Origin of the sequence: Demequina lutea (assembly GCF_013409005.1) — a bacterium.
Lineage (GTDB): Bacteria > Actinomycetota > Actinomycetes > Actinomycetales > Demequinaceae > Demequina > Demequina lutea.
Map to the genome: position 1 here is coordinate 2,118,625 of NZ_JACBZO010000001.1, position 21,987 is coordinate 2,140,611.

The window sequence follows — 21,987 nt, forward strand, 5'->3', positions numbered from 1 at the left end:
CTGCGACGCACCCGTGGGTCGAGGTGGCGACTGTCGACCCGCGTCAATGGGGACTAGAGACCAAGCTCAAGCAGGTCGTCGGGCGACGCCTCGCCCGCGGCGGCCGCAAAGATTTCCATTCCGCGGTGGACCGCAGCACGGTCCTCCGGGCCAAGACCCTTCAATACGCCCGCAATCCCCGAACGACGCTGCGCGGTAATCTCGTCGACCAGCTTCTGGCCGCGCCGAGTCAGCGCAACGTGTACTTCCCTTCTGCTCTCCTCGCCGCTTGCGCGTTCCAGCCACCCGGCGCCGACGAGCTTGTCGACGGTGCGGCTGAGCGTAGAGGGATGCACGCCGATGCGCTCGGCCAGGTCCCCCATACGCAAGGGCCCATCCCCGTCGAGCACCACGAGGACCCTGAACTGCGGCATCGTCATCTCCTCGAGCGCGGGCGCGAGTGACTGCGCGACAAAGCCGAGGAGGGATCGGGAGGCGACCAGGGTCGCCATCGCCGCCTCGTCAATAGTGCGGCGTGCACGCACGGTTGTTGCGGGCACCACATTCGCTGGTTCAGGGGACACGCCACAAAGGTAACCCGCTCACCTGCTATTCTACAACTGTTGTTGTCATACAACTGTTGAGGAACCCCTTGTAACTGTTGAGGAACCACGTGACCCCGCTCCCCAAAATGCCCCTCCGCCGGCGCGTAAACGCCTGGCTCCGCCGCTCCGAGAACTCGGCCATGATCGTCCTTGCGATCGTCGTGGGCGCCTTGGCGGGAGTCGGCGCAGTGGCATTCCGCTGGCTCATCAAGATAGCGACCCACTTCTTCACAGGCACCGCCGACTATTCCGACGCCGGCCACGCGGCGCATCCGTGGCTTCCCTGGATGGGCCGATTCTTCATCGTGCTCGTCCCTGTCGTTGGCGGGCTCGTCTACGGACCGCTGGTGCACCGCTTCGCCCCCGAGGCCCGCGGTCACGGTGTGCCCGAGGTCATGTACGCCATCAACAAGCGCGCCGGACGGATTCCCGCCAGGGTGGCGCTCATCAAGGCGCTCGCCTCGGCCATCACGATCGGTGCGGGAGGTTCCGTCGGCCGCGAGGGACCCATCGTCCAGATCGGATCGGCGATGGGCTCCACGCTCGCGCGATGGACCAAACTCAACGAGTCGCAGGTGCGACTCCTGGTGGCGTGCGGCGCCGCCGGTGGCATCGCGGCCACATTCAACGCACCCATCGCGGGCGTGTTCTTCGCCCTTGAATTGTTGCTCGCCAACTTCGTCGCCCGCGCCTTCGCCGCGGTCGTGCTGGCCTCGGTGACGGCCTCCGTGATCGGCCGCGCCGCGTTTGGCGACGTGGCGTTCCTCAGCCTGCCCTCATTCACCGTCCACTCGATGGGCGAATACGCGCTGTATGCGGTACTCGGCCTTCTCGCGGCGGTGGTTGCCACCGCATTCGTCAAGGTGCTCTACGGCTTCGAAGACGTGGCCGACCGCTTGTGGAAGGGCCCGGAGTGGCTTCGCCCCGCGGTGGGTGGGCTGCTCCTGGGACTGCTCCTGCTTGTGCTTCCCCAGATGTACGGCGTGGGCTATCCGGTGCTCGAGAACGCCGTCATGGGCAAGTACCTGGTGGGCTTCCTCCTCCTCCTCCTGGTGGGCAAGATAATCGCCACCTCGCTCACCATCGCGATCGGCGGCTCCGGAGGAGTGTTCGCTCCTGCCCTCTTCCTGGGTGCGACGCTCGGCGCGGGATTCGGTCAAGTTGCCGCGCATGCCTTCCCCGGCGTCGGCATCAACCCCGGCGCGTATGCCCTCGTGGGGATGGGCGCCGTCTTTGCCGGCGCGTCACGCGCACCGATTACCGCCGTCATCATTCTGTTCGAGCTCACCGGCGAGTATTCGATCATCCTGCCGCTGCTGCTCGCCGTCGTGATCTCGACGATGGTCTCGACGGGAATGTCAAAGGAGTCGGTGTACACAGCGAAGCTCATGAGGCGAGGCGTCGACATCTCGGCGCAGCCACCGCGCCCCGAACTGGCGGGACTCACCGTTCGCGACTTTATGCTCCCGGCGCCCAAGTCCGTCGGCACGCGCATGTCGCTGCAGGAAGCGCTACGCGCGCTTCGGATATCGCGGCGGCCAGGGTTGCCGGTGCTCACTGAGCACGGTGACTACGTGGGCGTCATCACCGCGGTAGGCGCAGCGGCGGCAATGGGTGACGACGACGCCGAGGCCGTCACGGTGTCTCAGCTCATCGAGTGGCGCGAATACGTGGGTCCGGACGATCCGATCGAGTCGGTTCTCGGCGTCTTACTGGGTGAGGAGGTCTACGACGGCATCCCTGTGCTCGACTCCGAAGGCGTAGTGGTCGGTTGGCTGCGCCGTGACTCGGTGCTGCGACGCATGACCGCTCAACCCGTGGCACCGGAGATCTCGAAGTAGGTTCGGGGACCACTCCAGCCTTTCGCTACGCGTGCCGCTATGGCGTCGGATCGCGCGCGTCGTAGTCCCTGAACGACCGTTGCACGCGAGTGAGCAGGGCGATCAGGCCGATAATCATCACGCCTCCGAATAGCGGGGGGCACCACGCGGCGGCGGCGAGAGCAAACAGCCCGACGTACATGTCGCCGATGCGCGGTCCACCCGTCACCACCACGACGAAGACGCCCTGCAGCCTGCCACGCATCTCGTCCGGCGCGGCCTGGATGATCATGGATTGGCGGAAGATCGAGCTCACCTCGTCGGCGGCCCCCATGCCTGCGAGCGCGATTCCCAACAGGATCAGCGCGGTCCAGTGAATGCCTCCCCAGCCAGGTGCCGGCACGTGGTGGCTCGCGCCCATCGCGAGCGTCACCACGCCAAACAGGAGCACAAAGCCGCCGAACACCGTAATCGCCCTGGCAATCGCGAGGCCGTGGCGATGCACGCGTGCCACCGGTCCCGAGAAGAGGCTGGTGAGGATGGTGCCAGCCGCGCCCGCGGCAGTCAGCGCACCCACGGTGAGCGGGCCTCCCCCCACCACGGTGGCGCCAAGGGCAGGGAACAGCACATAGGGCCGCCCGAACGTCATGGCGACGATGTCCACTATGAAGCTCATGCGAATGTTTGGCGCCGTCCGCAAAAACCGGAGTCCCTCGGTCAGCACACCCCATCCCGCTTCGACCCTCTCCCCCAATCGCGGCAGTGCAGGCAAAGTCCAGATGCCGATGAACCCCGCGCTGAAGAGCACCGCATCGGCAGCGAAGGTCCACGGCAGGCCCACACTCGCGGCAAGGACGCCAGCCACGGCCGGGCCGACTGTCAGCATTGCGCCGAACGAAATGCCATTGAGCGCGGTCGCGCGAGAGATCATGTCCGGCGGCACGATGCGTCCCACCACGGCACCACGGGTCGCGTTTGACACTGTCGCGGCGACCGCATTGAGGGTCGTGACGACGTACAGCGGCCAGACCTGCGCATGGGCGTGGCCGTGGCTCGTGAGGACCGCGTCCCACGTCGACAGCGCGACGAGGCCCAGGGTGCTGCTCCAACCCACGAGTGCGGCCACGATCAGCACGCGCCTCCGGTCCAGGACGTCCGCAATCATGCCGCCCCACAGGCCCGCCACGACCATGGGCAAGAGCGCGATCCCGCCCACGAGACCCACCGCAAAGGTGGACCTCGTCATTGCATAGATCTGCAGGCCCACGGCAACGATGGACATCTGCGCGCCGATGCCGGAGATCAGCCCACCAATCCAGAGGCGGGCAAAAGCGGGATTGGTCCTCAGAGGTGCGAGGTCGACGAGGCGCCGATGCCTGACCGGCTGGGTCTCGTGGTGCGTCACCCCAGCAGAATAGAGGTGGCTCCGGGTGCCGGTTTGCCACCCCCGGACGCCTGTGCCGTCTTGCCCCGCGCGGTCGTGCCCCGCACCATCTCGCACCGCGCTGCGGACTCTCCCGGTCATTTGTGTGACGAGTTAATTAACGTGTTAACAATGACGGAAAAGAACACCCCCACCGCGAGGCCACAGCGAAACCTTGGAGCCGCACGTTCGGACGCCGCTACGAGGACGGGCCCGGAACGCTCAGCGAGTGCCACGGCGGCTTGCCACTCGCCACATTCGATGGGTGCCGCACGCAACTCAGCGGAAACCGACGACACCGACCTTGCCTGCGCAGGCGGACTTGTGGGTGCGCTTCTCGACGCGGCGCGCGCGGTGTCGGCCGAGGTCGAGGCACGCGCGGGAGACGCCCACATGACGGTCGCTCAAGCCCTGCTCGCCCGACACTTCGCCCATAGTTATCCTGGAATTCCGATGACAGAAGTTGCCGCTCGGTCAGGCATGACAACACCCGCAATCACGCAGATGCTGCGGCGGATGACCCAGCGCGGAATGGTCAGACGATCCGAGAGCCAGACAGACGGCCGCGCCGTCTTGGTGCGACTCACGGAGAGCGGTCAGCGTGAGTTCCGCGCGATCTCGGCACGACTCCTGGCGCTTGACCGTGAGCTTGGCCGACGCGCGGAGGTGAGCCCCAACGAGTTGGCCTTGATCCTTTCGCGCCTCGCGCCACCGCCAGCCGGATAGGGTGACGGCAGCGAGCCGCCCCGGCCAGCGAAAGGGAACGGTCTCATGAGCGCGAGGTTCGAGGAGCTCGACTTCAGTCCCACGGCGATTGGCGACATCGCCTTGCGCCGGCGCACCGACCCGTCTACGGGCATCGACATCTTTGAGGTCAAGCTCGACGACGAATGGCTCATGTCGAGCATGTTCACTGCCGCCGAAGAGGCGTTGGCACGCATCGGGCTCGCGCGATTGGCCGGCGCCGGATTCGACGTCGTGGTGGGGGGTCTCGGACTCGGCTATACCGCCGTGACCGCTCTCGAGGACCCCCGCGTGCGAGAGATGGTCGTGGTCGAACTGCTCGAGCCCGTCATCAGCTGGCACGAGCGTGGACTCGTCCCACTAGGGCCGACGCTCACGGCGGACTCGAGGTGCCGCCTCCAACTAGGCGACTTCTTCGCGATGGCGGCGGGCGAGGGCTTCGATCCCGGCAGGCCCGGCAGACTCTTCGACGCGATACTCCTCGACATCGACCACTCCCCCGTTCACGTGCTGGACGACGGCAGCGCATCGTTCTACGGCGTGGATGGCATGCGCTCCTTGGCCACGCACCTCAAGCAGGGCGGCGTGTATGCGATGTGGTCCAATGACCCGCCAGACCCCGTCTATCTCGAGGTCCTTGCCCAGGTCTTTGCCGATGTCGAGTCTCAGGTCGTGACATTCCCCAACCCCCTGCAGGGTCGGGATGCGACCGCGACGATCTACTCGGGGATTCGCGGCGAACGCTAGCGCTCCACGGGAACTCGACCGCACGGCCCGTGACCCTCGACGCGAAGGCATCGACCCCACGAGTCCGACGCAGGGCGCGTCAGGCCTCGGTGACCTTGGAGAACGCCGCCCTCACCGCAGGCGTCGCCTCATTGCGGCGGGTGGTCGAGGAGTTGTCGACCGTCACCCTTTCGGTGAAGGTGTCCTCCACGACCATGTCGGTCACAGCTCGAGAGACGTCGCGCTCAGGCATATACCTCGCGCCACGGTTGCGGTACTTGGACTGGATGCTCTGATAGACGAAAATGCCTGACGCAGGGCCCGCGACAAAGAGCGCGACCTCAACAAAGCCGACCCCGTTCGACGAACCACTCATCCCGCACTTCCCATCCGTTGGCGCATTTTCACGCTGCCCTCATCATCGCGATGCGAGTATTGCCATGATCGCGATGGGCCATGTGATCGCCGACACCGCGATCGCCACCGACCACGACACGAGGGCCGCCTTGCCGGTGTTGATGGGAACGCTTCCCATGGTGGCTCCGGATCGCCCATTGACAGCCATGTAGTGCGTCACCTCTCCGTCGTTCTTCTGCTCGACGAAGCCGTATAGCCAGAAGGGAAGCAACACGGAGGTCCACCTGCTGCCCACGATCTGGACCTGCTCGGATTCCCAGCGAACCCCTCGGTCATAACCGGTCACCGTTTGATAGGCCGAGGCGCGCGCGATGGTGAGAAAGTGATCGCCCGCGTAGGACTTGGCTTGATCGATGTCCATGTCCCTGCGCTCGGACGTGTACACGTCGCCCAGGAAGTTGCTGTTGAAGCGCACGATGTTCTTCACATCAAACGGCAGGATCGCATCGATGATGTTGTTGGTGCTGACCTCCGAGCGAATGTTGGCCTTGTCAAACGAACTCGCGACCACGTCGTCGTCGATCGCGATCTTGAAGGTCCGAAGCAAGGAGAACCTGCGAATGCGGTAGCGCGTCTGGTTCTCGCCCACCTGGATGCGCTTCTCAAGCACCTCACCCACGCCGTCAAGTCGCGCGGTGATGTTCCCGTCGACCGTCATGTAGGGCAGGTAGACGCCCATCACGTTTTCCGGCCGGAACGTCGTGCTGAACTCGGCCTTGGCGAAGGACTTGCGCTCGGCGACGAAGGCCGCGATATTCGCCATCGCCTGCTCCTTGGTCACGGAGAACGGCAGGATGCCGTCAGGTACCGCGCCATTTGGCACCCGGTTGTTGAGTGACAGCTCGTGCTTGCACCAGTGACACCTGGCGCGCAAGTTGTGGTCGGTGTCGATCACGACGTCGGAGCCGCAGCCGTCGCAGTGGAGGGTCACCAGGGCGCCCTGGTCTTCGATGTCGACGGCGGCGGTCGACATCACGGTTCCATGGAGCTTGTCGATTCCGTCGCTCAGGCCCATCGCGGCGTCGATGGCCACGGCTTGCCACTCGTACCGACAGAAGCCGCACATGAACATCGCCGTCGCGGCGTCGTAGACGACATCGCTCGCACCACAGCGAGCGCAACGATTGACGCCATCTCCCCCTCCGTCAGGGGTCGCGATGATCTGCGGCGCGTTCGGATCGGGTCCCGGCAGGGGCAAGGCGCCGGTCGCTGAGGACTCGGCGCCCGCCGGTGGCGGAGCCGCCTGAGCGGGCACTTGTCCCTCGCCCGCCGAACCCACGTTTTCGGTGCTCATTCCGTGTTACAGCCCGAGAATCTTCTTCTTGAGCGCGTCGAAGTCCGCATCATTGATGAGCCCATCATCGAGCATCTTCTTGTACTGAGTGAGCTGGACGGCGGGATCGGGGGCCGCTGCCGTTGCTGGAGCGGCCACCCCGCCGACGCCAGGCGTGGCCGGGGTGGGCTGCACCAGATTGCCGATGGCCCCCATGCCCATCCCCATCATTGCGAGCCCCGTGCCGCCGCCGCCGTTTTCGCCTGCGCTCTCGACGCCGCGGGCGATTGACTGCTTGAGGAACGAATCGGCACGGCCGCCGCTCAAAGCGTCGGCCTTCCGCACGTCGGAGAGGAGCGCCTGAGTGTCGGCGTCGTACTCGATCGCCACGAGCGTCGCCTGCGTGATCGTGATGCCGCGACCGGACGTCCAGGTGTAGTTCTTCTCGACCTCGCTCGCGAGCGACTGTGCGAAGCCGACGGAGTCGCCCTGGATGCGGGTGATTCGGTGCTCTTGGGCGGGATCATTCACGTAGCGCGAGAATGCGCCGGCGAGCGACCCCACCACTTCGCTGAACAGCTGCTCGGAGACGGGGTTGTCGAACTGCGTGATGTCGAATTGGGCCGCGTTTGCGGTGATGTAGTTCGCCGGAACAAGGGTCTTGACGAACAGGATGGGGTCAACAACCCGGATGACGTAGGTGCCGCGCGTGATGGCGCCAGCCTGGGCGTTCAGGTATGCGTCGTCCCAATAGATTGCGCTCTGGGTGCCGAACTTGTTGTTCGGGACCTCCTTGAGGTTCACGTAGAACGCCAGCTGCTGCGATCCCGGCTGGCCTCCGAACTTGAAGCGCTCCCATGACGTCTGCAGCGTCGAACTGAAGACGCCGCCCCCGGTGAATACCGACTTCGAGTTCTGGTCGGCGCTGTTCCACTGGTACGCGCCCGGCTCGGCGATGAAACCGGTGACGCCGCCATCCTGGAACGTCAGCAGTCCGTAGCCCTCGGGCACCACGATCTTGCTGCCGTTGGTGATGATGTTGGTCGACGCGCGAGTGTTTTGTCCTCGACCCGCGTTGGTCTCTTGCATCACCGCGGGGAAGACGACTGCCGTGTCGGACACGTTGCTTGGCGGCACAAAGAAGTCAATGAACTGGTCCGCCGCGGTCGAGCCGACGGCGCCACTCACGGCACCCGCCACAATCTGAATGAACCCCATCGTCAATTCCGTCCTTCGAGGCGGGATGTGCCTGAGCTATCCCCCTGCTCACCACGGAGATTGACCTCCGCCTGGAATCTGCGTGCCGTGTGCGGGCGCAACATTGCGAAAAACGTATCACAGCGGCCCGAGCCCGAACAGGGCCCCGGAGGGTAGCCGCACCGCGGCGCGTACCTTTCCACGACCGCTGCGTTTCCGACCGCGCTACGAACCCAACGGGGCACTGGCCGCCGCGAGGATTTCGGCCTCGTCGCCGTCGTCTGGCGTCGTGCCACTCACGTCACGTTGCCCAATCCCGGCACGGCCGCGCGTCACGAACCAACCCGCGAGCGCAAAAATCACGCCAGGCACCACGAGCGCAAGCCCCACCCACGTCGGCGCGAGGTAGCCCCACCCTGCCGCGATCACGGCGCCGCCCAGGAATGCCCCGAGCGAGTTGCCCACATTGAGCGAGGCGTGGTTCACCGCTGCTGCCATGGTTTGGGCATCGCCCGCGACGTCCATCAGGCGCGTCTGGATTGCAGGCGAGATGGCCGACGCGGCCAGACCCACGAGGAACAGGGCCACCAGAAGTCCTGGCAGGGTCGGCGACAACACGATGACCGCGAAGAACGCAACGGTGAGGGCGCCAAAGAGCCACAGGACGGCCCTCAGCGCGCCGTGGTCGGCGAGCTTGCCGCCGATGACGTTGCCGATGGTCGTCCCGACGCCGAGAGTGATCAGCGCGGCGGGCACAAGCCGTTCGGGAGAGCCAGTGATCTCGGTGACCATGGGCGACACATACGTGTAGACCGCGAAGAACCCGCCGAAGCCGAGCGCGCCGGTGAGCAGCGCGAACCAGACCGCGGGGCGCTTGAAGGCACCAAGCTCGCGGGCGACGGTCGCGTGCGGATCGCCGTCCTGGTGCGGAACCACTGCAAGGATCGCGACCGTGGTCAGGGCAAAGATGCCCGCCACCGCGAGGTAGGCAACCCTCCACGACGTGTGCTGACCAAGGTAGGTGATCGCCGGAACACCCACGACGTTGGCGATCGTCAGGCCGGAAAGAACAAACGCGACCGCCTGGCCCCTCTTCTCGGAACCCATGAGCTTGGCGGCCGCGAGCGCCGCCACCCCGAAGTACGCGCCGTGCGGGAGTCCCGCGACGAAGCGGAAGATGACGACGGTCGCGAAAGTCGGCGCGAGGGCCGAAGCGATCGTGCCCACCGTGAAGGCGACGGTGAGCCACGCCAGCAGCGTCTTGCGCGGAAACCGTGCGGCCATGGCGGCAATCGTGGGGGCTCCCACGACGACCCCTGCCGCATACGCGGAGATCACAATGCCCGCCTTGGCGAGAGCGTCCGCCTGGTTGGTGGCCCACAGGTGCGGAAGGAGGTCCCGTGCGATGTTGGGAAGTAGGCCCATCGCGACAAACTCGGTGGTGCCGATGCCGAAGCCACCGAGGGCCAGGGCGAACAGGGCCATCCTGGTGCGTGTGGGGGTAAGCACGGGCGGGTCAAGCGAGGACATGAGAGCCGATCTGAGAAGCGAGTGCGGGAGCGCTCTTCATCGAGCCCCGTCCGCGGGACGTGCGGACACCGTCCAGTATCGCGCACTCGCTGTTCCCAGCGGGGCCCGACCAACCTCACCTCCACGCCACCCGCGGGCCGAACGGGAATCGCGCCACCTTCCGCGGGGTTGCGCTAGGTATGCGTGCAATCACCTATAGCGAGTTCGGCTCTGCCGACGTCCTGACCCTCACCGACATCCCCGAGCCCCACATTGGCCCAGACGTCCTCGTCATCGGGGTGAAGGCTGCGGGCCTCAATCCGGTGGACTACAAGGTGCGACTCGGCTACCTGAACCCCATCATGGACGCGGTGTTCCCCATCGTCCCCGGCTGGGACGTCGCGGGCGTCGTACTAAAAACGGGCATCGACACCCCCGAGTTCTCCGTGGGCGACGAGGTCTACGCGTACGCCCGCAAGGACGTGCTTGCCGGCGGCACGCTTGCAGAGCAGGTGGCGGTCCCCGTGCGCACGCTCGCACACAAGCCCCGCTCGATCAGCTTTGAGCAGGCCGCGGGCGTTCCGCTCACGGGCCTCACCGCACTGCAGAGCGTTCGACGCGCCGGTGTCGGCCCCGGCGACCGCGTGCTCATTCACGGCGGCGCGGGCGGAGTGGGCAGCTTTGGCATCCAGCTGGCCGCCCTCGCAGGTGCGACCGTGGTGGCCACCGCATCGGCTCACAATCACGACTACCTCGCCTCGCTTGGGGCCACACCAATCGAGTACGGCGACGGGCTGGTCGAACGCGCGCTCGAGGCTTCCGCTGGCGGCTACGACGTGATCCTCGACTTCGCGGGCGGCGCCTCGTTGGACGGCACACAACAGCTGTTGCGCGACGGCGGGCGCGTGGTGTCGATCGCCGACGCTCGCGTGGTCGAGCTCGGCGGAGTGAACCTGTGGGTGCGCCCCGACGCGGCCGGACTTGCCGAACTGGCCGAGCTCATCGACGCAGGCAAGTTGAGCGTCGAGGTCTCCCAGGTATTCGATCTCGCCGATACGGCCGATGCCTATCGCGCGCTCGAGGGTGGGCACGTGCGTGGCAAGGTAGTAGTGCGCATCTAGCGCCGCGATCGGAGTTGCCCCATGTCCACCGGATTCCCGCTGTGGATGACGATCCTTGCCACGGCCTCGCTCGTCATAGCGGGAGCGTGCGCGGCGGCCGTCGCCGTCGACGTGCACCGCAGGCCACAACCGATGGCCGTCATGAACCTGGCCTTTCCCGTGGTCACGCTCTTTGGCTCCGTGCCGTGGGCCCTGTTCTATCGGCGCTACAGGAGAGCCCCCCTCCGCTTGGAAGGCGCTGGCGGGCATGAGGGAAACGCGCACCACGACACCTCTCACCAAGACACCCCTCGCCATGACACCCCTCGCCATGACACTGCGCACGCCGCTGTCGCAACGGAGCCCCCCCAGTGGATATCGATCGCGACGAGCACGTCGCACTGCGGTGCCGGCTGCGCGATAGGAGACGTGATCGCGGAGTTCGGCGTGGCACTCATCCCGGCTCTGGCGGTGGTGGTCGGCAAGGGCGCGTTCTTCGAGCGTGACATGTACGCCGCCTGGATTTGGGACTTCGTGTTCGCCTTCGCCATTGGCATTGCGCTGCAGTACTTCGCCATCGCGCCGATGCGGAATCAGCCGTGGCGCCGCTCCCTCGCCGACGCGATCAAGGCCGACACCGCGTCGATCATCTCGTGGCAAGTGGGCATGTACGGGCTCATGGCGCTCATTCAGCTTGCGCTGTTCCCCCACGCATTCGGCGGCACCGCCTCCGTCTTCTCGGCCGAGTTTTGGTTCGCGATGCAGTGGGCCATGATCACGGGGTTCGCCTTCGCCTTTCCCGTCAACGCCCTGCTGATCAGGCGCGGTGTCAAGGAAGCCATGTAGCCCGGCAGGCAGCCACGTCCACGACAGCTTTATTCGCCGCCACGCCTACCCGTCAGAGACTCTTTGCAGGTTCTCCGGTGGCATCGCCCGCGTCAGCACGATTCGCGTCATCAGCCGCGCCAGCACCCGCGCCAGCACCATCCGCGTCGCGATCGTACGTTCCTCCCGCCCTTGCGCGGCCCTCACCCTTGCCTTCGCGCGGAAGGGCGAGCGTCGCCGCAAGGCCGAGGAGCAGGATCGCAGATGCGACGCCGGTGGTGATGCGGGTCGCGGTGATCATGGCGTCCGACGCCGCCGCCCCCTCTTGAGCAGTCGCCGCGTGAGCGACCAGTGGCGGGATCGCCGCACCGAGGCTGTCGCGCACGGCAGCGGCGATCGGGGCGGCCTGGCCGCTCGACACGCCCGCGTTGGCGAGGTTGCGCTCCGTGATGTGGCCCAGCGACACGATGAGCAAAGTCCCGAGCACCGCGACACCAAGCGATGACCCGAGTTGGCGGACCGTCGACTGCAGGCCCGACGCCTGTCCGGACTCCTCGACGGGAACATCGGCCAGGATGACGGACGTCAGCTGAGCGGTCGCGAGCCCCACACCGAAGCCATAGAGGAACAGGAAGGATGCGACCGTGAGGCCGGAGACGCTCGACGACACCGTCAACGCCAGCCCGCCGATCGCAATAGCCTCCGCCGCCAGACCCACGCGCACGATGGCGCGCGCACCGAGCCTGCGAGTGAGCTGCGGCGTCATTCCCGACGAGAAGAAGGTACCCACGGCGAGCGCGGCGACCAATGCACCGGTGCCCAACGCGGAGTAGCCGAGCGCGTTTTGGAGCACGAGCGGCAGGGTAAACAGCAGCCCGAACTCCCCCATCGCGACCACGAGCGCCGCGATCGCGCCGTACCTGAACGTCGGGATGTGGAACAGGCCGAGGTCAACGAGCACGGTCTTGCCTGCGGCGCCACGCCTGGCGAGGCGCAAGACGAAAAAGACCATGATCACGATGCCCGCCGCGATGGCGAAGGGGATCGGCGAGGCGGAGCCGTCGGCTCTGGTCCACCATCCGTAGCTCTCACCTTCAATGAGACCGAAGACGAGGACGCCAAGCCCGGCGGCCGAGAGCAGGGCCCCACCGATGTCGAGGGACCTTCGGGTGGAGCCGTCGCGGCTCTCCGGAACGGCCCACACCGCGAGCGCCACGACGATCAGTCCCAACGGAATGTTCATCCAGAAGGCCCAGCGCCACGTCGCATTTGTGGTGAGCCAGCCACCCACGAGCGGGCCCATTGCCGCCATGCCGCCGATCGTGGATCCCCACACGGCGAAGGCGATGGCGCGCTCCCTGCCCACAAAGATCGCATTGAGGCTTGAGAGTGTCGCGGGGAGCAGGAACGCCGCACCGATGCCCTGGAGGACCCTGGCAGCGATGAGCGTTGCACCCGAATCGGCGGCTCCCGCGAACACGGAAGCGATCATGAAGATCACCACGCCGGTGATCAGGAACCGCCGTCGGCCCCAGATGTCGCTTGCGCGACCGGACACGAGGAGGAGCGACGCGAAGACGAGCGAGTAGACGGCGTTGATCCACTCGGCCTGTGTGGAGCTGAGGTTGATGTCGCCGATGATCACGGGCAGCGATACGTTCACGACGGTCGCATCCATGATGACTAGGGACACGCCCAGGGCGATCGCCGCGAGGGCCCACCAGCGCTTGGAGCCGAGCGCCTTGGGATCAATCGTGGCAGAGGTTGTCAGGTTGTCGTCAGTCATGTCGGTATCTTATCAACGCGAGTGTCGGTAAAATCACCTGGACGGCAATAGTCGCCCAATTGGTTGACACCGAGAGAAGGGAGCGCCCCCATGCCCCGCATTGACGCCCCCACCGTCGTCGAACATCACCAGATGCGTCGCGGCGCGCTTCTTGCGGCGGGCATCGAAATACTGGGCACCGAGGGGCCCTCGGGTCTCACACACTCCGCATTGGGCGAAGCGGCAGGCATCGCCCGCACGAGCGTCTACCAATACTTTCCATCGCGCGATGAGCTCGTGGATGCGGTGATCGACCATGCGTTCTCGTTGGCCAGCGCCCACCTGTCGGCCACCGTCGAGCAGGCCGCGAGCCCCGTGGATCGCGTCGCGGCCTACGTCACGCACGCCGTCGCGCGTGCGTCCGATGCGACTCACCGCGTCTTCGCCTCGATCCCTGGTGATCGACTCAGCCCCGCGCAGGAAGAGCGACTCGCCGAGCTTCACCGAGCGGCGCTCGCCCCGCTGCGGGACGCCTTAACGGAACTTGGGGTCCCCGACCCGTCGCTCACGGCTTCGCTCATTGACGCGATGGTCCAGGCGGCGTCGCGGCACATCCTGGCCGGAGAAGACCCCGCGTCGGTCACGCCAGCGCTCGTCAACGCCGTCGTCTCGGGACCGCTCGCTCGAAACTAGGCGCCGCTCGGCCCGCAGACGTCACGCAACGCTAGACCCCTCGGGCTCGGCATCGCGTGGCCCGCCGAGTCCCACCGCACGCTCGGCTCGGGCTCACCTCCGGCAGCCTGGCTCGCCGGTGAGCCGACGCGTGGGTCAGTGCGGGCTGGCGCGAAGGCGTGCGGCCCGGCATGAGCCCGATTCAGCGGGAAGATGCCACCTTGCGCGTCGCGAGCGTCGACATCGCCACGGCGGCAGCGGCCATCGCTCCCGCGTAGATGAAGCGCCGCCTCCGGTGCAGCCAGACTTGAGGCGCGATCGCGTGCGCCTCGTCGTCAAACGCTCCGTGGGCGCCGTGGTCTCCGGGTGTCGGTTCGTAAAGGTTGTTCGGCAACATCGGTTCCTTCAGGTCGGGGGCCTGTTGGCCGTCGACGCCTGTCCGCGCCAGGTACCAATCGAGCGCCCTGCTGGCCACCCTGTTTCCCACGATCGTTGCCACCGTCGACGTGGCCACCCAGGTGCGCTTGCGCGGACGCTCGGCGACGTCGGCGACGACGCGGGCGCCCACCTCTGGCTGGAAAATGGGCGGCACCGGTTGCGGGTGATGCGGCAAGAGGCTCTTGACCCAGTTGAACTGGATGGTATTGAGCGCGGGCATGTCGACCTCGGAAACGCGCACCTTGGAACCGCGGTGGCCTAACTCCGTCACCACCGACTCCGTGAAGCCCTTAATCGCATGCTTGGCGCCGCAATATGCGGACTGCAGGGGTATCCCCCGATGTGCCAGCGCGGAACCCACCTGGATCACCTGTCCGTGGTCTCGGGGGACCATGCGCGACAACGCGGCGCGGGTTCCGTTGACGAAGCCTAGGTAGTTGACCTCGGTGGCGCGTTGGTAGTCGGCGGGTGACACCTCGAGGAACTCACCGAATACCCCCGCCATGGCGTCGTTGACCCACACGTCGATCGGACCCAATTCCTTCTCGATCGCGCTGGCGGCTTTGTCGATCGCCTCCGCGTCGGCGACGTCGGCCGAAACGGAGAAACCGCGTCGCCCCCTTTTCTCGATGTCGGCGACGGCCCCGGCAAGGCCGTCCGCACCACGGGCGATGACCGCCACGTCCCACCCCCGGTCGGCGAGTTCTCGCACGAGCGCCCTGCCGAGGCCTGCGGATCCGCCGGTGACGACGGCGACGCGTGATGTGTGTGTCTTCTTCATGAATTGCTCCTCATGGGTGGGTAGGGTGATAGGTGGCGTGGTAGGCGGGGTGACGAGTTAAGTACCTACTATCTGCCGAGTTCGATCGCAACTTGAGCAACGATCGCGTGGACAAACGCCTGGGGCAGATTGCCCCTCATCTCATGCTTGAGTGGATTCCACTCCTCCGAAAACAGGCCCGCTGCGCCAACGCGTCCACGCACGCGTTCGAACCACCTCCAGGCCTCCTCGCGGCGCCCCAACCTCAAGAGCGCGAGCGCCATCGACGCCTCGCACACCAGGAACGCACCCTCCGTGGATCCGAGCTCCTCGGCCCCATGCGCGAAGCGGTATAGGTGACCATCTCGCGCCAAGTCGCGAAGCACCGCATCGACCGTACGGGAATTGGTGGTGCTCTGCGGGTCGAACCCACCGCGAAGGGCGGGAATGATCAGTGCGGCGTCCGGAGCATCGTCATCCTGCGCGCGCTTCCACGCACCCTGTGCGGTGACGCACGTGCCTTGCACCCTGGCCTCGATCGAGTAGGCCAGGTCCCGCCACTGTCGGGCGTCGTCGTCGGGCGCGTAGTCGGCGATCGAACGCAGACCGCCGATGCAGGCCAGGCGCGAATGCGTCCACCATCGGTCGTCGAGCTCCCAGATGCCGGCATCCGGCTCGTCCCAGCGGGCACCAATCGCGCCGGCGGCAATGCGAGCGGCCTCCCAGCCGTCGTCATCCAGCCTGCCCACGCGTGCCGCTTGGGCGAAGAGCGCCAGCACCTCACCAAAGCCGTCTAGTTGAAACTGTTCGTTTGCGTGATTGCCCGCGATGGGCGTGGAGCCTGGGTATCCAGGAACGGGCAAGGGGCGCTCCTCCGACACGGGCTCGCCGACGACGGTGTAGGCGGGCTTGAGGTTCTCACCGTCGGCGAGCAGTCTTGCGGCGATGAAACTCACGGCCCCATCGAGGAGAAGATGCCCGCCGTAGGCGGCATCGGTGTGGCCCGTGAAGCATTGATCGCGGATCCACGCGTAGCGATAGTCGTAGTTGCGCGGCCCGTGCAAACGCTCGGGAAGCCCGGTGGTCGCGGCGGCGACCATGCCCCCATGTTTGCTCGTGAGCCCATGGGCGAGGGCGTAGAACTTGGTGACGTTGGCATCGGCTGCGGTGCCCCTCACCTCTGGAACGACCTCGCTCCAGGCCTGGCGGGTGCGACTCCAGAGCGCGTCGGGGTCCAGGTCGCCCGTGGGGTTCGGCCGGTCCGCAGCCGCTTCACGCACGCCAGAACCTCCTCGCGCCGCCAGTTCGACCACCACGTCGTGGCTCCCGCCGGCGGGCACCGCGACCGTGCCCACAAGCGCGCCGTCCGTCGTGAACTGCGCGCCTTCGAGCCCGATCACCCGCACGTCGATGTCCCCGGTAGACCACGTCCACGCACCATCGTCCAGGTGGGCAGGCGTGACGTCGGCCGCGCCAAAGCCCGCGCGGGGCGCAAGGCACACGTCGACCACCGCGTCTTCGTCGAGAGCCTGGATGCGGCGCAGGATGATGGCGCGGCCGTCCTCGCCCGGGTACGCGAGGGCGTCGACGCACTCGACGTCGCCCGCGCCCGTGGTCCACGTGGTGTGCCAGATCAGGGTGCCGGGCTCGTAATAGCCGCCAGATACGCGCGGAGTGGCGGTGGGCGAGATGCTGAAGCCGCCGTCGCCAGCCAACAGGCGCGAGAACACCGCGTCAGAGTCCCAGCGAGGGGCGCACAACCACACGATCGTGCCGTCGGGGCCCACCACCATGCCGCGCTCACCATCGGCGCAAAACGCGTAGTCGCGCAGGGGGTAAGTGGCAATCTCTCGCTCGGCCAGACGGGCCATTGCTGGCTCCTCACCGCAGCGGCTACTCGACAGATGCGCGCGTCACCCAAGGCGACTAAGGAGTGACCGCCGCCGGCGTAGTCGCCACGTCCTCACAAGGTGCAACGACCCTGGGGGCCGATTTGATGCCCCGGTCCGGCTGCGGCGGCGTTCAGGCGGCGATGCCGTACCTCTCCCTCCCGCCTAGGCGCGGGGCGCGCGCAGGGTCCACGGAACGCGGAGGCGTGAACCACACCACCCCGCCCTGCGCGCCATCCCCGCGCACTTCAATCTCCCAGCCGTCCCGGTGTATTCGATGGTGACATCGCGTACAAAGCAAGACTCCATTGCTCAGGTCCGTCATGCCCGCATCCCTTTCCCACCACTTGATGTGGTGCGCCTCGCACCAACTCGGTGGCGCGTTGCACCACGCGCACCCTCCATCACGTTCCACGAGCGCGAGGCGCTGCGCCGTGGTGAACAACCGACGCCCCCGCCCCCAATCCAGCACCTCCGACGCCCCACCAAGGATCGCCGGAATCACCTCGGCATCGGCCGCGGCCTGACGAAGCGCGGAGGCGCTCACGGGCTGCGCCACCCCATCGACCTCACCAACACCCAGTCCCGCAGCCAACTCCTCGCGCGTCATCCGCACCACCACGGTGGTCTTGACACCGCTCGTGGGCTGGTCGCAATCGAGCGCGTGACGGCACAGGTCCACGAGGATGTCGGCCCTCATCTGCCACGGCGTGCGGGTGTCCGACGTGGGATCGTCCCGCCGCTGTTGCATCGCCCACCGCACATTTGCGTCGAACACGGCGCGGACGGGTGCGGCATCCAGCGGGGTGAGCCTGGCGATGAGGGTGACCATGCCGTCGGCATCTTCGCGCAGGCCAGCGGACCGCTCGCCGTACTGACGCTCCTCGCGCCCCTCCCACCCCACTGGATCCGCGAGCGCCTGCGCGCGCCACACGAGTTTGCGCACCTGATGAATCGCGAGCCCCGGCGCCTTGCTCAATGCCTGCGCGAAGAGGTCGCGAGTCGAGGCGGTGTCGGGTAGTCCCGCCATGGCCGACGTGAAGGCCGCGGCGGCGTCGACCGAAAGAGCCCCCTCACGCACGGCCCGCGCGAGCGCGACACGCACCTGCGCAAGTGGGCTCGGCGGCGCAAACACGGCGCCTTCCACCGCAGCGTTGGCCAGCAGCTCCCCCGCCGCCACCAATCGCCGCGCCTCCGCCACACTCCCCCCGGTAGCGCGCGCGATCAACTCTCCCGCCGAGCGGAAGCCCTCACGCGCGGCCAACCCGGCCGAGCCGTCGGCCGGAGCCGAACGCCGATCCACCTCGGCCGCCACCTGCGCCAACGCCACATCCACCGCGCGCCGCAACCCCGCCAAATCATGCGACAGCTCCAGCAACTCCGCGCGCGAGAGCCCCGCGACGTCGGCACCATCGCGAGCACACACAGCGGCGGCCGCGGTGCGAACGGAAGCGGTGGTCAACGTCATAAATACAGTCAATCACCACCCACTGACATCTAACGCGAGCAAACGGCCATACCTTCGGGCGCGTCCCGCGCAGCGCCCACCCCAGCAGTCACCACCCCCACAGCAAAGCTAGAGAGGCTTCTTGAAGAACGCGGCGACTTGGTCGTAACCGCGCGCGCGATAGAACTCCTCGGCCATACTCGTCGCGAGCCGCACATACCGGCAGCCGCGGTCACGCGCCCACTGCTCGGCCGCAGCCATTAGCGCCCCGCCGATGCCCGATCCACGGCGAGCCTCGTCCACCATGAGTTCCTGCACGTAGGCGGAGGGCCCGTCGGCAAAGAGCGTCGGCTGCTCGTACACAAGGGCATAGCCGACGATGCCCTCCCCCGCCGACGCGACCAACAGCGCCGCTCCCTGGTGAGCGAGTATCGAGGCAAACGACCGCTCGGCGACCGCGTAGGTCGGCTCGGCACCGAGCGGGAAGTCGCGCATCAGCGGCCAGACGCGCTCAAAGTCGGTCGCCTTCGCGGGTCTGATATCCACTTTGCCACCGTACCCAAGACGCCCGACGCGCGCGACGCCCTCGCGGCGGGCGCGGTGGACGATCTCATCGTGACGTCATCCCCACAGTCCTGAGCACGGGGGCGCCATGACACCATGTCCACCATGTCCACCATGACGCCAGGCCACGACACCAACGACGCGCCCACCCCCGACATCGTCGTCAGCGCGGTGGTCCTTAGGGACGCATCGGGCCGGATCCTCACCGTCCGCAAGGCGGGCACTCAACGCTTCATGCTCCCCGGCGGCAAGCCCGAGCCGGGCGAGACCGCGGCGCACACCGCGATCAGGGAGTGCGCCGAGGAACTTGGCCTCACGCTCGACCCCAATCGCCTGACAAGCCTGGGCGTCTTCATGGCCGATGCCGCAAACGAGCCCGGCCTGACGCTCCAGGGCTCCGTGTTCGAGCACCCGCTGCTGGGGGATCCGGCCGCCGCCGCCGAGATCGCGGAGCTCAGGTGGCTCGACCCGTCGCGGCCCCTCCCCGACGACCTCGCTCCGCTGCTCGAGCACCACGTGTTGCCGATGCTCACGACGCGGCACTCAGGACTTCGCACGGAAGGCTCCGCATGATCGAGATCCTCAACCGGTCCCAACTGGTTCGCGCCAGGGCGACGGGCGCGCTCGTCGGCCACGTCCTGCAGACCATGAGGGAGCGCACCAAAGTGGGCACCAACCTCCTGGAGATCGACCAGTGGACCCAGGCCATGATTGCCGAGGCCGGGGCCGTGTCCTGCTACGTCGACTACGCGCCCTCGTTCGGTGACGGACCCTTCGGCCACTACATCTGCACGTCCGTAAATGACGCGGTGCTGCACGGACTCCCCCGCGACCACACGCTCGCCGACGGCGACCTCCTCACCCTCGACCTTGCGTTCCTCAAGGACGGCATCGCCGCTGACTCCGCCATCAGCTTCATCGTGGGCGACTCCCGGCCACCCGAGAGCGTCGCGATGATCGAGGCGACGCAACGCGCGCTGGCCGCGGGCATTGCGGTGGCGGGGCCGGGTGCGCGTATCGGCGACATCTCCCACGCCGTCGGCGAGGTCCTCAGCGCGGCCGGCTATCCGATCAACGGCGACTTTGGCGGCCACGGCATCGGATCGACGATGCACCAGGACCCGCACGTGCCCAACATCGGGCAGCCTCACCGTGGCTACAAGCTGCGCCCGGGCCTCCTGCTCGCGATCGAGCCGTGGGTCATGGTTGACACCGACGAGCTGGTGACCGACGCCGACGGATGGACGCTCCGCAGCGCCACGGGCTGCCGGACCGCGCACAGCGAGCACACGATTGCGATCACCGACGACGGGGCCGAGATTCTCACCCTGGCCAACTAGGGGCGGCGGCGCGCGGCCGACGAAATCGGTGGGCGTCTCGTGCTCGCGCAGACGCCAGCGACGACGCGCCCGCGCCACGGCGCCAGCGGTCTCGCTACCGCGCGTGCCCCGACTGGAGTACTTCGGCGCCAAAAACGCTTCAGGGCTAAGGTGGAAAGCATGGCCCATGAGGGCGTACTTTCTGAGCCCCTCAGCGACGAGGAGCAGGTTGTCCTGCGGGCGCTCGCGCGCGACCTGGTGCGCCTTCCTCAAGACCTCGTGGTTGCCCCTGGCCCGGAGCACGGGCTGCCCAGGAGCGAGGACTTCAACGTGATGCCCCCGTCCGACACTCCGCAAAGGCGGATGCGCATCGGCGATCTGGCAGAGGCGAGCGTGAGACGGCGCGTCTTCGACCATCTCGACGGCGTCGACCTCCGGATGGCCGCCGCCGGGCCGTCTCGCATCTGCGAGACCGACACGGCCCCCCACAACCCCGAATGGAAGTTGTCATGAAAAAAGCCCTCACGGGATTCAGCGAGTACGACCGCTTTGGACCCTGGGTCGACGAGGTCAAGCAAATAGAGGACTTGCCGCGCCTGTATCGCAACCACCCGATCGATTTCGGCGTTGAGCGCCTTGTCCTGAAGGTGCCGCGCAACATCACGCGCAGGAACGCAACGCCAGACATGGACCTGTACGACCATCTGATCATGCTGGGGCAGGACCTGCTGACCGTGCTCAGCCGACGCATGGGCACGCCGTCGCGCAAAGGTAGTGCGGACAGCGGCAAGGGGTACGACGTCGTGGCCATCCCGTTTGCCGACGTGGTCGCCATCCGCAACTCTCTCAACCTTCTGGATGGTCGCCTGACGGTCTCCACGGCCGAGGGAACCCCGATCAGCGTGTCGTACAACGGATCGGCAGGAGACGTGGTGCTCGCGTTTGTCAGCGCGCTCAGGGAGGTCGCCTGCACAAAGCCTGCGAGCCCCGTCGGCTTGGCGCTGCTTGCAGCGGGCGGTCCGCTCGCTCGGCCCGTGGTGTCGGGGCTCGGCCCTGTCGACAGGTTCCTGGAGACTGCCTTCCTTGAGGCCCGCAGCGCCAACCCCCGCCTCTCCGCGTGGGCGGCACACGGGAGTAGGCGTCTGGTCCCGGAGGCCGCTGGGATGCAGGGAGTTGTTCAACGGCTGAAGCACGCACTATCGCCGATGACACTGCACGGAGCATTGTTCGCGGCGGACGAGGTCGCGATGGAAGTCTTTGGGCGGCATTCCTGGCTCATGCGGGGCCGCGTCCCGACCTACTCCACGTCGCACCTGGTGATCCCCTTTGGCGCCCCCGACCGGCTCGACTTCGCGCCCCACCCGCTCTACCCCGACGTTACGGTGGCGACCATCGGAGCTGGCGAGTGGAGGCAAGCGCTCCCCGTGCCGCGCGATTCGGTGACCGAGCAATTGCTGCGCGACGCCGCCAGCAAGATCCGCTGAGGCGAGCGCAACTGACGGGGCCGAACGCGCC

21 protein-coding genes are annotated in these 21,987 nt (G+C 67.0%); 10 read left to right on the plus strand and 11 right to left on the minus strand.

The features are described 5' to 3' along the window. Positions 1 to 53: 53 nt before the first annotated feature. Positions 54 to 563 (minus strand): MarR family winged helix-turn-helix transcriptional regulator, encoded by a 510-nt coding sequence (locus tag BKA03_RS10235; RefSeq protein WP_152649629.1) that lies wholly within the window; start codon positions 561 to 563, stop codon positions 54 to 56. Positions 564 to 724: 161 nt separating this feature from the next. Between BKA03_RS10235 and BKA03_RS10240 the strand changes: the two genes are divergently transcribed. Next, a complete protein-coding gene (locus BKA03_RS10240) occupies positions 725 to 2,425 on the plus strand; it encodes a chloride channel protein (RefSeq protein WP_218856024.1) in 1,701 nt (566 codons plus the stop codon). Between the two features lie 37 nt (positions 2,426 to 2,462). Here BKA03_RS10240 and BKA03_RS10245 read toward each other — a convergent pair whose 3' ends face one another. After that, positions 2,463 to 3,809, minus strand: a complete 1,347-nt coding sequence (locus BKA03_RS10245) for an MFS transporter (protein WP_238579472.1) — start codon at positions 3,807 to 3,809, stop codon at positions 2,463 to 2,465. A gap of 279 nt (positions 3,810 to 4,088) precedes the next feature. Between BKA03_RS10245 and BKA03_RS10250 the strand changes: the two genes are divergently transcribed. Next, a complete protein-coding gene (locus tag BKA03_RS10250) occupies positions 4,089 to 4,553 on the plus strand; it encodes a MarR family winged helix-turn-helix transcriptional regulator (RefSeq protein WP_062076040.1) in 465 nt (154 codons plus the stop codon). Positions 4,554 to 4,598: 45 nt separating this feature from the next. After that, positions 4,599 to 5,318, plus strand: a complete 720-nt coding sequence (locus BKA03_RS10255; RefSeq protein WP_062076039.1) for a polyamine aminopropyltransferase — start codon at positions 4,599 to 4,601, stop codon at positions 5,316 to 5,318. 79 nt (positions 5,319 to 5,397) lie between these two features. On the opposite strand, the gene BKA03_RS10260 is transcribed toward BKA03_RS10255, so the two are convergent. The 4 genes from BKA03_RS10260 to BKA03_RS10275 all read right to left on the minus strand — a co-directional run bounded on the left by BKA03_RS10260 (position 5,398) and on the right by BKA03_RS10275 (position 9,714). Next, positions 5,398 to 5,673 (minus strand): hypothetical protein, encoded by a 276-nt coding sequence (locus BKA03_RS10260; protein ID WP_062076038.1) that lies wholly within the window; start codon positions 5,671 to 5,673, stop codon positions 5,398 to 5,400. Positions 5,674 to 5,715: 42 nt separating this feature from the next. Beyond that, complete coding sequence (locus BKA03_RS10265; RefSeq protein WP_062076037.1) at positions 5,716 to 7,008, minus strand: hypothetical protein; 1,293 nt, start codon at positions 7,006 to 7,008, stop codon at positions 5,716 to 5,718. A gap of 6 nt (positions 7,009 to 7,014) precedes the next feature. Then, positions 7,015 to 8,205 (minus strand): SPFH domain-containing protein, encoded by a 1,191-nt coding sequence (locus BKA03_RS10270; protein WP_062076036.1) that lies wholly within the window; start codon positions 8,203 to 8,205, stop codon positions 7,015 to 7,017. Positions 8,206 to 8,409: 204 nt separating this feature from the next. Further along, on the minus strand, positions 8,410 to 9,714 hold the full coding sequence (locus tag BKA03_RS10275; RefSeq protein ID WP_062076035.1) for an MFS transporter: 1,305 nt from the start codon (positions 9,712 to 9,714) through the stop codon (positions 8,410 to 8,412). Positions 9,715 to 9,893: 179 nt separating this feature from the next. Here BKA03_RS10275 and BKA03_RS10280 point away from each other — a divergent pair, with 179 nt between their 5' ends. Both BKA03_RS10280 and BKA03_RS10285 read left to right on the plus strand, forming a co-directional pair. Beyond that, positions 9,894 to 10,814, plus strand: coding sequence for an NADP-dependent oxidoreductase (locus BKA03_RS10280; RefSeq protein WP_062076034.1), 921 nt, complete (start codon positions 9,894 to 9,896; stop codon positions 10,812 to 10,814). 21 nt (positions 10,815 to 10,835) lie between these two features. After that, positions 10,836 to 11,639 carry a DUF4396 domain-containing protein gene (locus BKA03_RS10285; RefSeq protein ID WP_062076033.1) on the plus strand — a complete coding sequence of 268 codons (804 nt, stop codon included), beginning with the start codon at positions 10,836 to 10,838 and terminating at the stop codon, positions 11,637 to 11,639. Between the two features lie 52 nt (positions 11,640 to 11,691). On the opposite strand, the gene BKA03_RS10290 is transcribed toward BKA03_RS10285, so the two are convergent. Beyond that, positions 11,692 to 13,404 (minus strand): MFS transporter, encoded by a 1,713-nt coding sequence (locus BKA03_RS10290; RefSeq protein ID WP_083972019.1) that lies wholly within the window; start codon positions 13,402 to 13,404, stop codon positions 11,692 to 11,694. Between the two features lie 90 nt (positions 13,405 to 13,494). Here BKA03_RS10290 and BKA03_RS10295 point away from each other — a divergent pair, with 90 nt between their 5' ends. Next, positions 13,495 to 14,076, plus strand: a complete 582-nt coding sequence (locus BKA03_RS10295; protein WP_062076032.1) for a TetR/AcrR family transcriptional regulator — start codon at positions 13,495 to 13,497, stop codon at positions 14,074 to 14,076. A 181-nt stretch (positions 14,077 to 14,257) separates the two neighbouring features. On the opposite strand, the gene BKA03_RS10300 is transcribed toward BKA03_RS10295, so the two are convergent. The 4 genes from BKA03_RS10300 to BKA03_RS10315 form a co-directional block, all read right to left on the minus strand. Then, positions 14,258 to 15,274 carry an SDR family oxidoreductase gene (locus tag BKA03_RS10300; RefSeq protein WP_062076031.1) on the minus strand — a complete coding sequence of 339 codons (1,017 nt, stop codon included), beginning with the start codon at positions 15,272 to 15,274 and terminating at the stop codon, positions 14,258 to 14,260. Between the two features lie 68 nt (positions 15,275 to 15,342). Beyond that, positions 15,343 to 17,124: a glycoside hydrolase family 15 protein gene (locus BKA03_RS10305; RefSeq protein WP_062076030.1), complete on the minus strand. Its 1,782-nt coding sequence runs from the start codon at positions 17,122 to 17,124 to the stop codon at positions 15,343 to 15,345. A gap of 151 nt (positions 17,125 to 17,275) precedes the next feature. Continuing rightward, complete coding sequence (locus tag BKA03_RS10310; RefSeq protein WP_062076029.1) at positions 17,276 to 18,610, minus strand: HNH endonuclease; 1,335 nt, start codon at positions 18,608 to 18,610, stop codon at positions 17,276 to 17,278. A 108-nt stretch (positions 18,611 to 18,718) separates the two neighbouring features. Further along, positions 18,719 to 19,135, minus strand: coding sequence for a GNAT family N-acetyltransferase (locus BKA03_RS10315; RefSeq protein WP_062076028.1), 417 nt, complete (start codon positions 19,133 to 19,135; stop codon positions 18,719 to 18,721). Between the two features lie 123 nt (positions 19,136 to 19,258). Here BKA03_RS10315 and BKA03_RS10320 point away from each other — a divergent pair, with 123 nt between their 5' ends. The 4 genes from BKA03_RS10320 (at position 19,259) to BKA03_RS10335 (ending at position 21,956) form a co-directional block, all read left to right on the plus strand. Then, the gene (locus BKA03_RS10320; protein ID WP_238579471.1) at positions 19,259 to 19,726 is read left to right on the plus strand and encodes an NUDIX hydrolase; all 468 of its coding nucleotides are present in this window, start codon (positions 19,259 to 19,261) and stop codon (positions 19,724 to 19,726) included. Next, positions 19,723 to 20,493: a type I methionyl aminopeptidase gene (gene map / locus BKA03_RS10325; protein ID WP_062076027.1), complete on the plus strand. Its 771-nt coding sequence runs from the start codon at positions 19,723 to 19,725 to the stop codon at positions 20,491 to 20,493. The genes BKA03_RS10320 and map overlap by 4 nt, the downstream gene beginning before the upstream one ends. A 159-nt stretch (positions 20,494 to 20,652) precedes the next feature. Then, positions 20,653 to 20,985 carry a hypothetical protein gene (locus BKA03_RS10330; protein ID WP_062076026.1) on the plus strand — a complete coding sequence of 111 codons (333 nt, stop codon included), beginning with the start codon at positions 20,653 to 20,655 and terminating at the stop codon, positions 20,983 to 20,985. Next, entirely contained in the window at positions 20,982 to 21,956 is a 975-nt protein-coding gene (locus BKA03_RS10335) for a hypothetical protein (protein WP_062076025.1), read from the plus strand. The genes BKA03_RS10330 and BKA03_RS10335 overlap by 4 nt, the downstream gene beginning before the upstream one ends. Positions 21,957 to 21,987 lie beyond the last annotated feature (31 nt).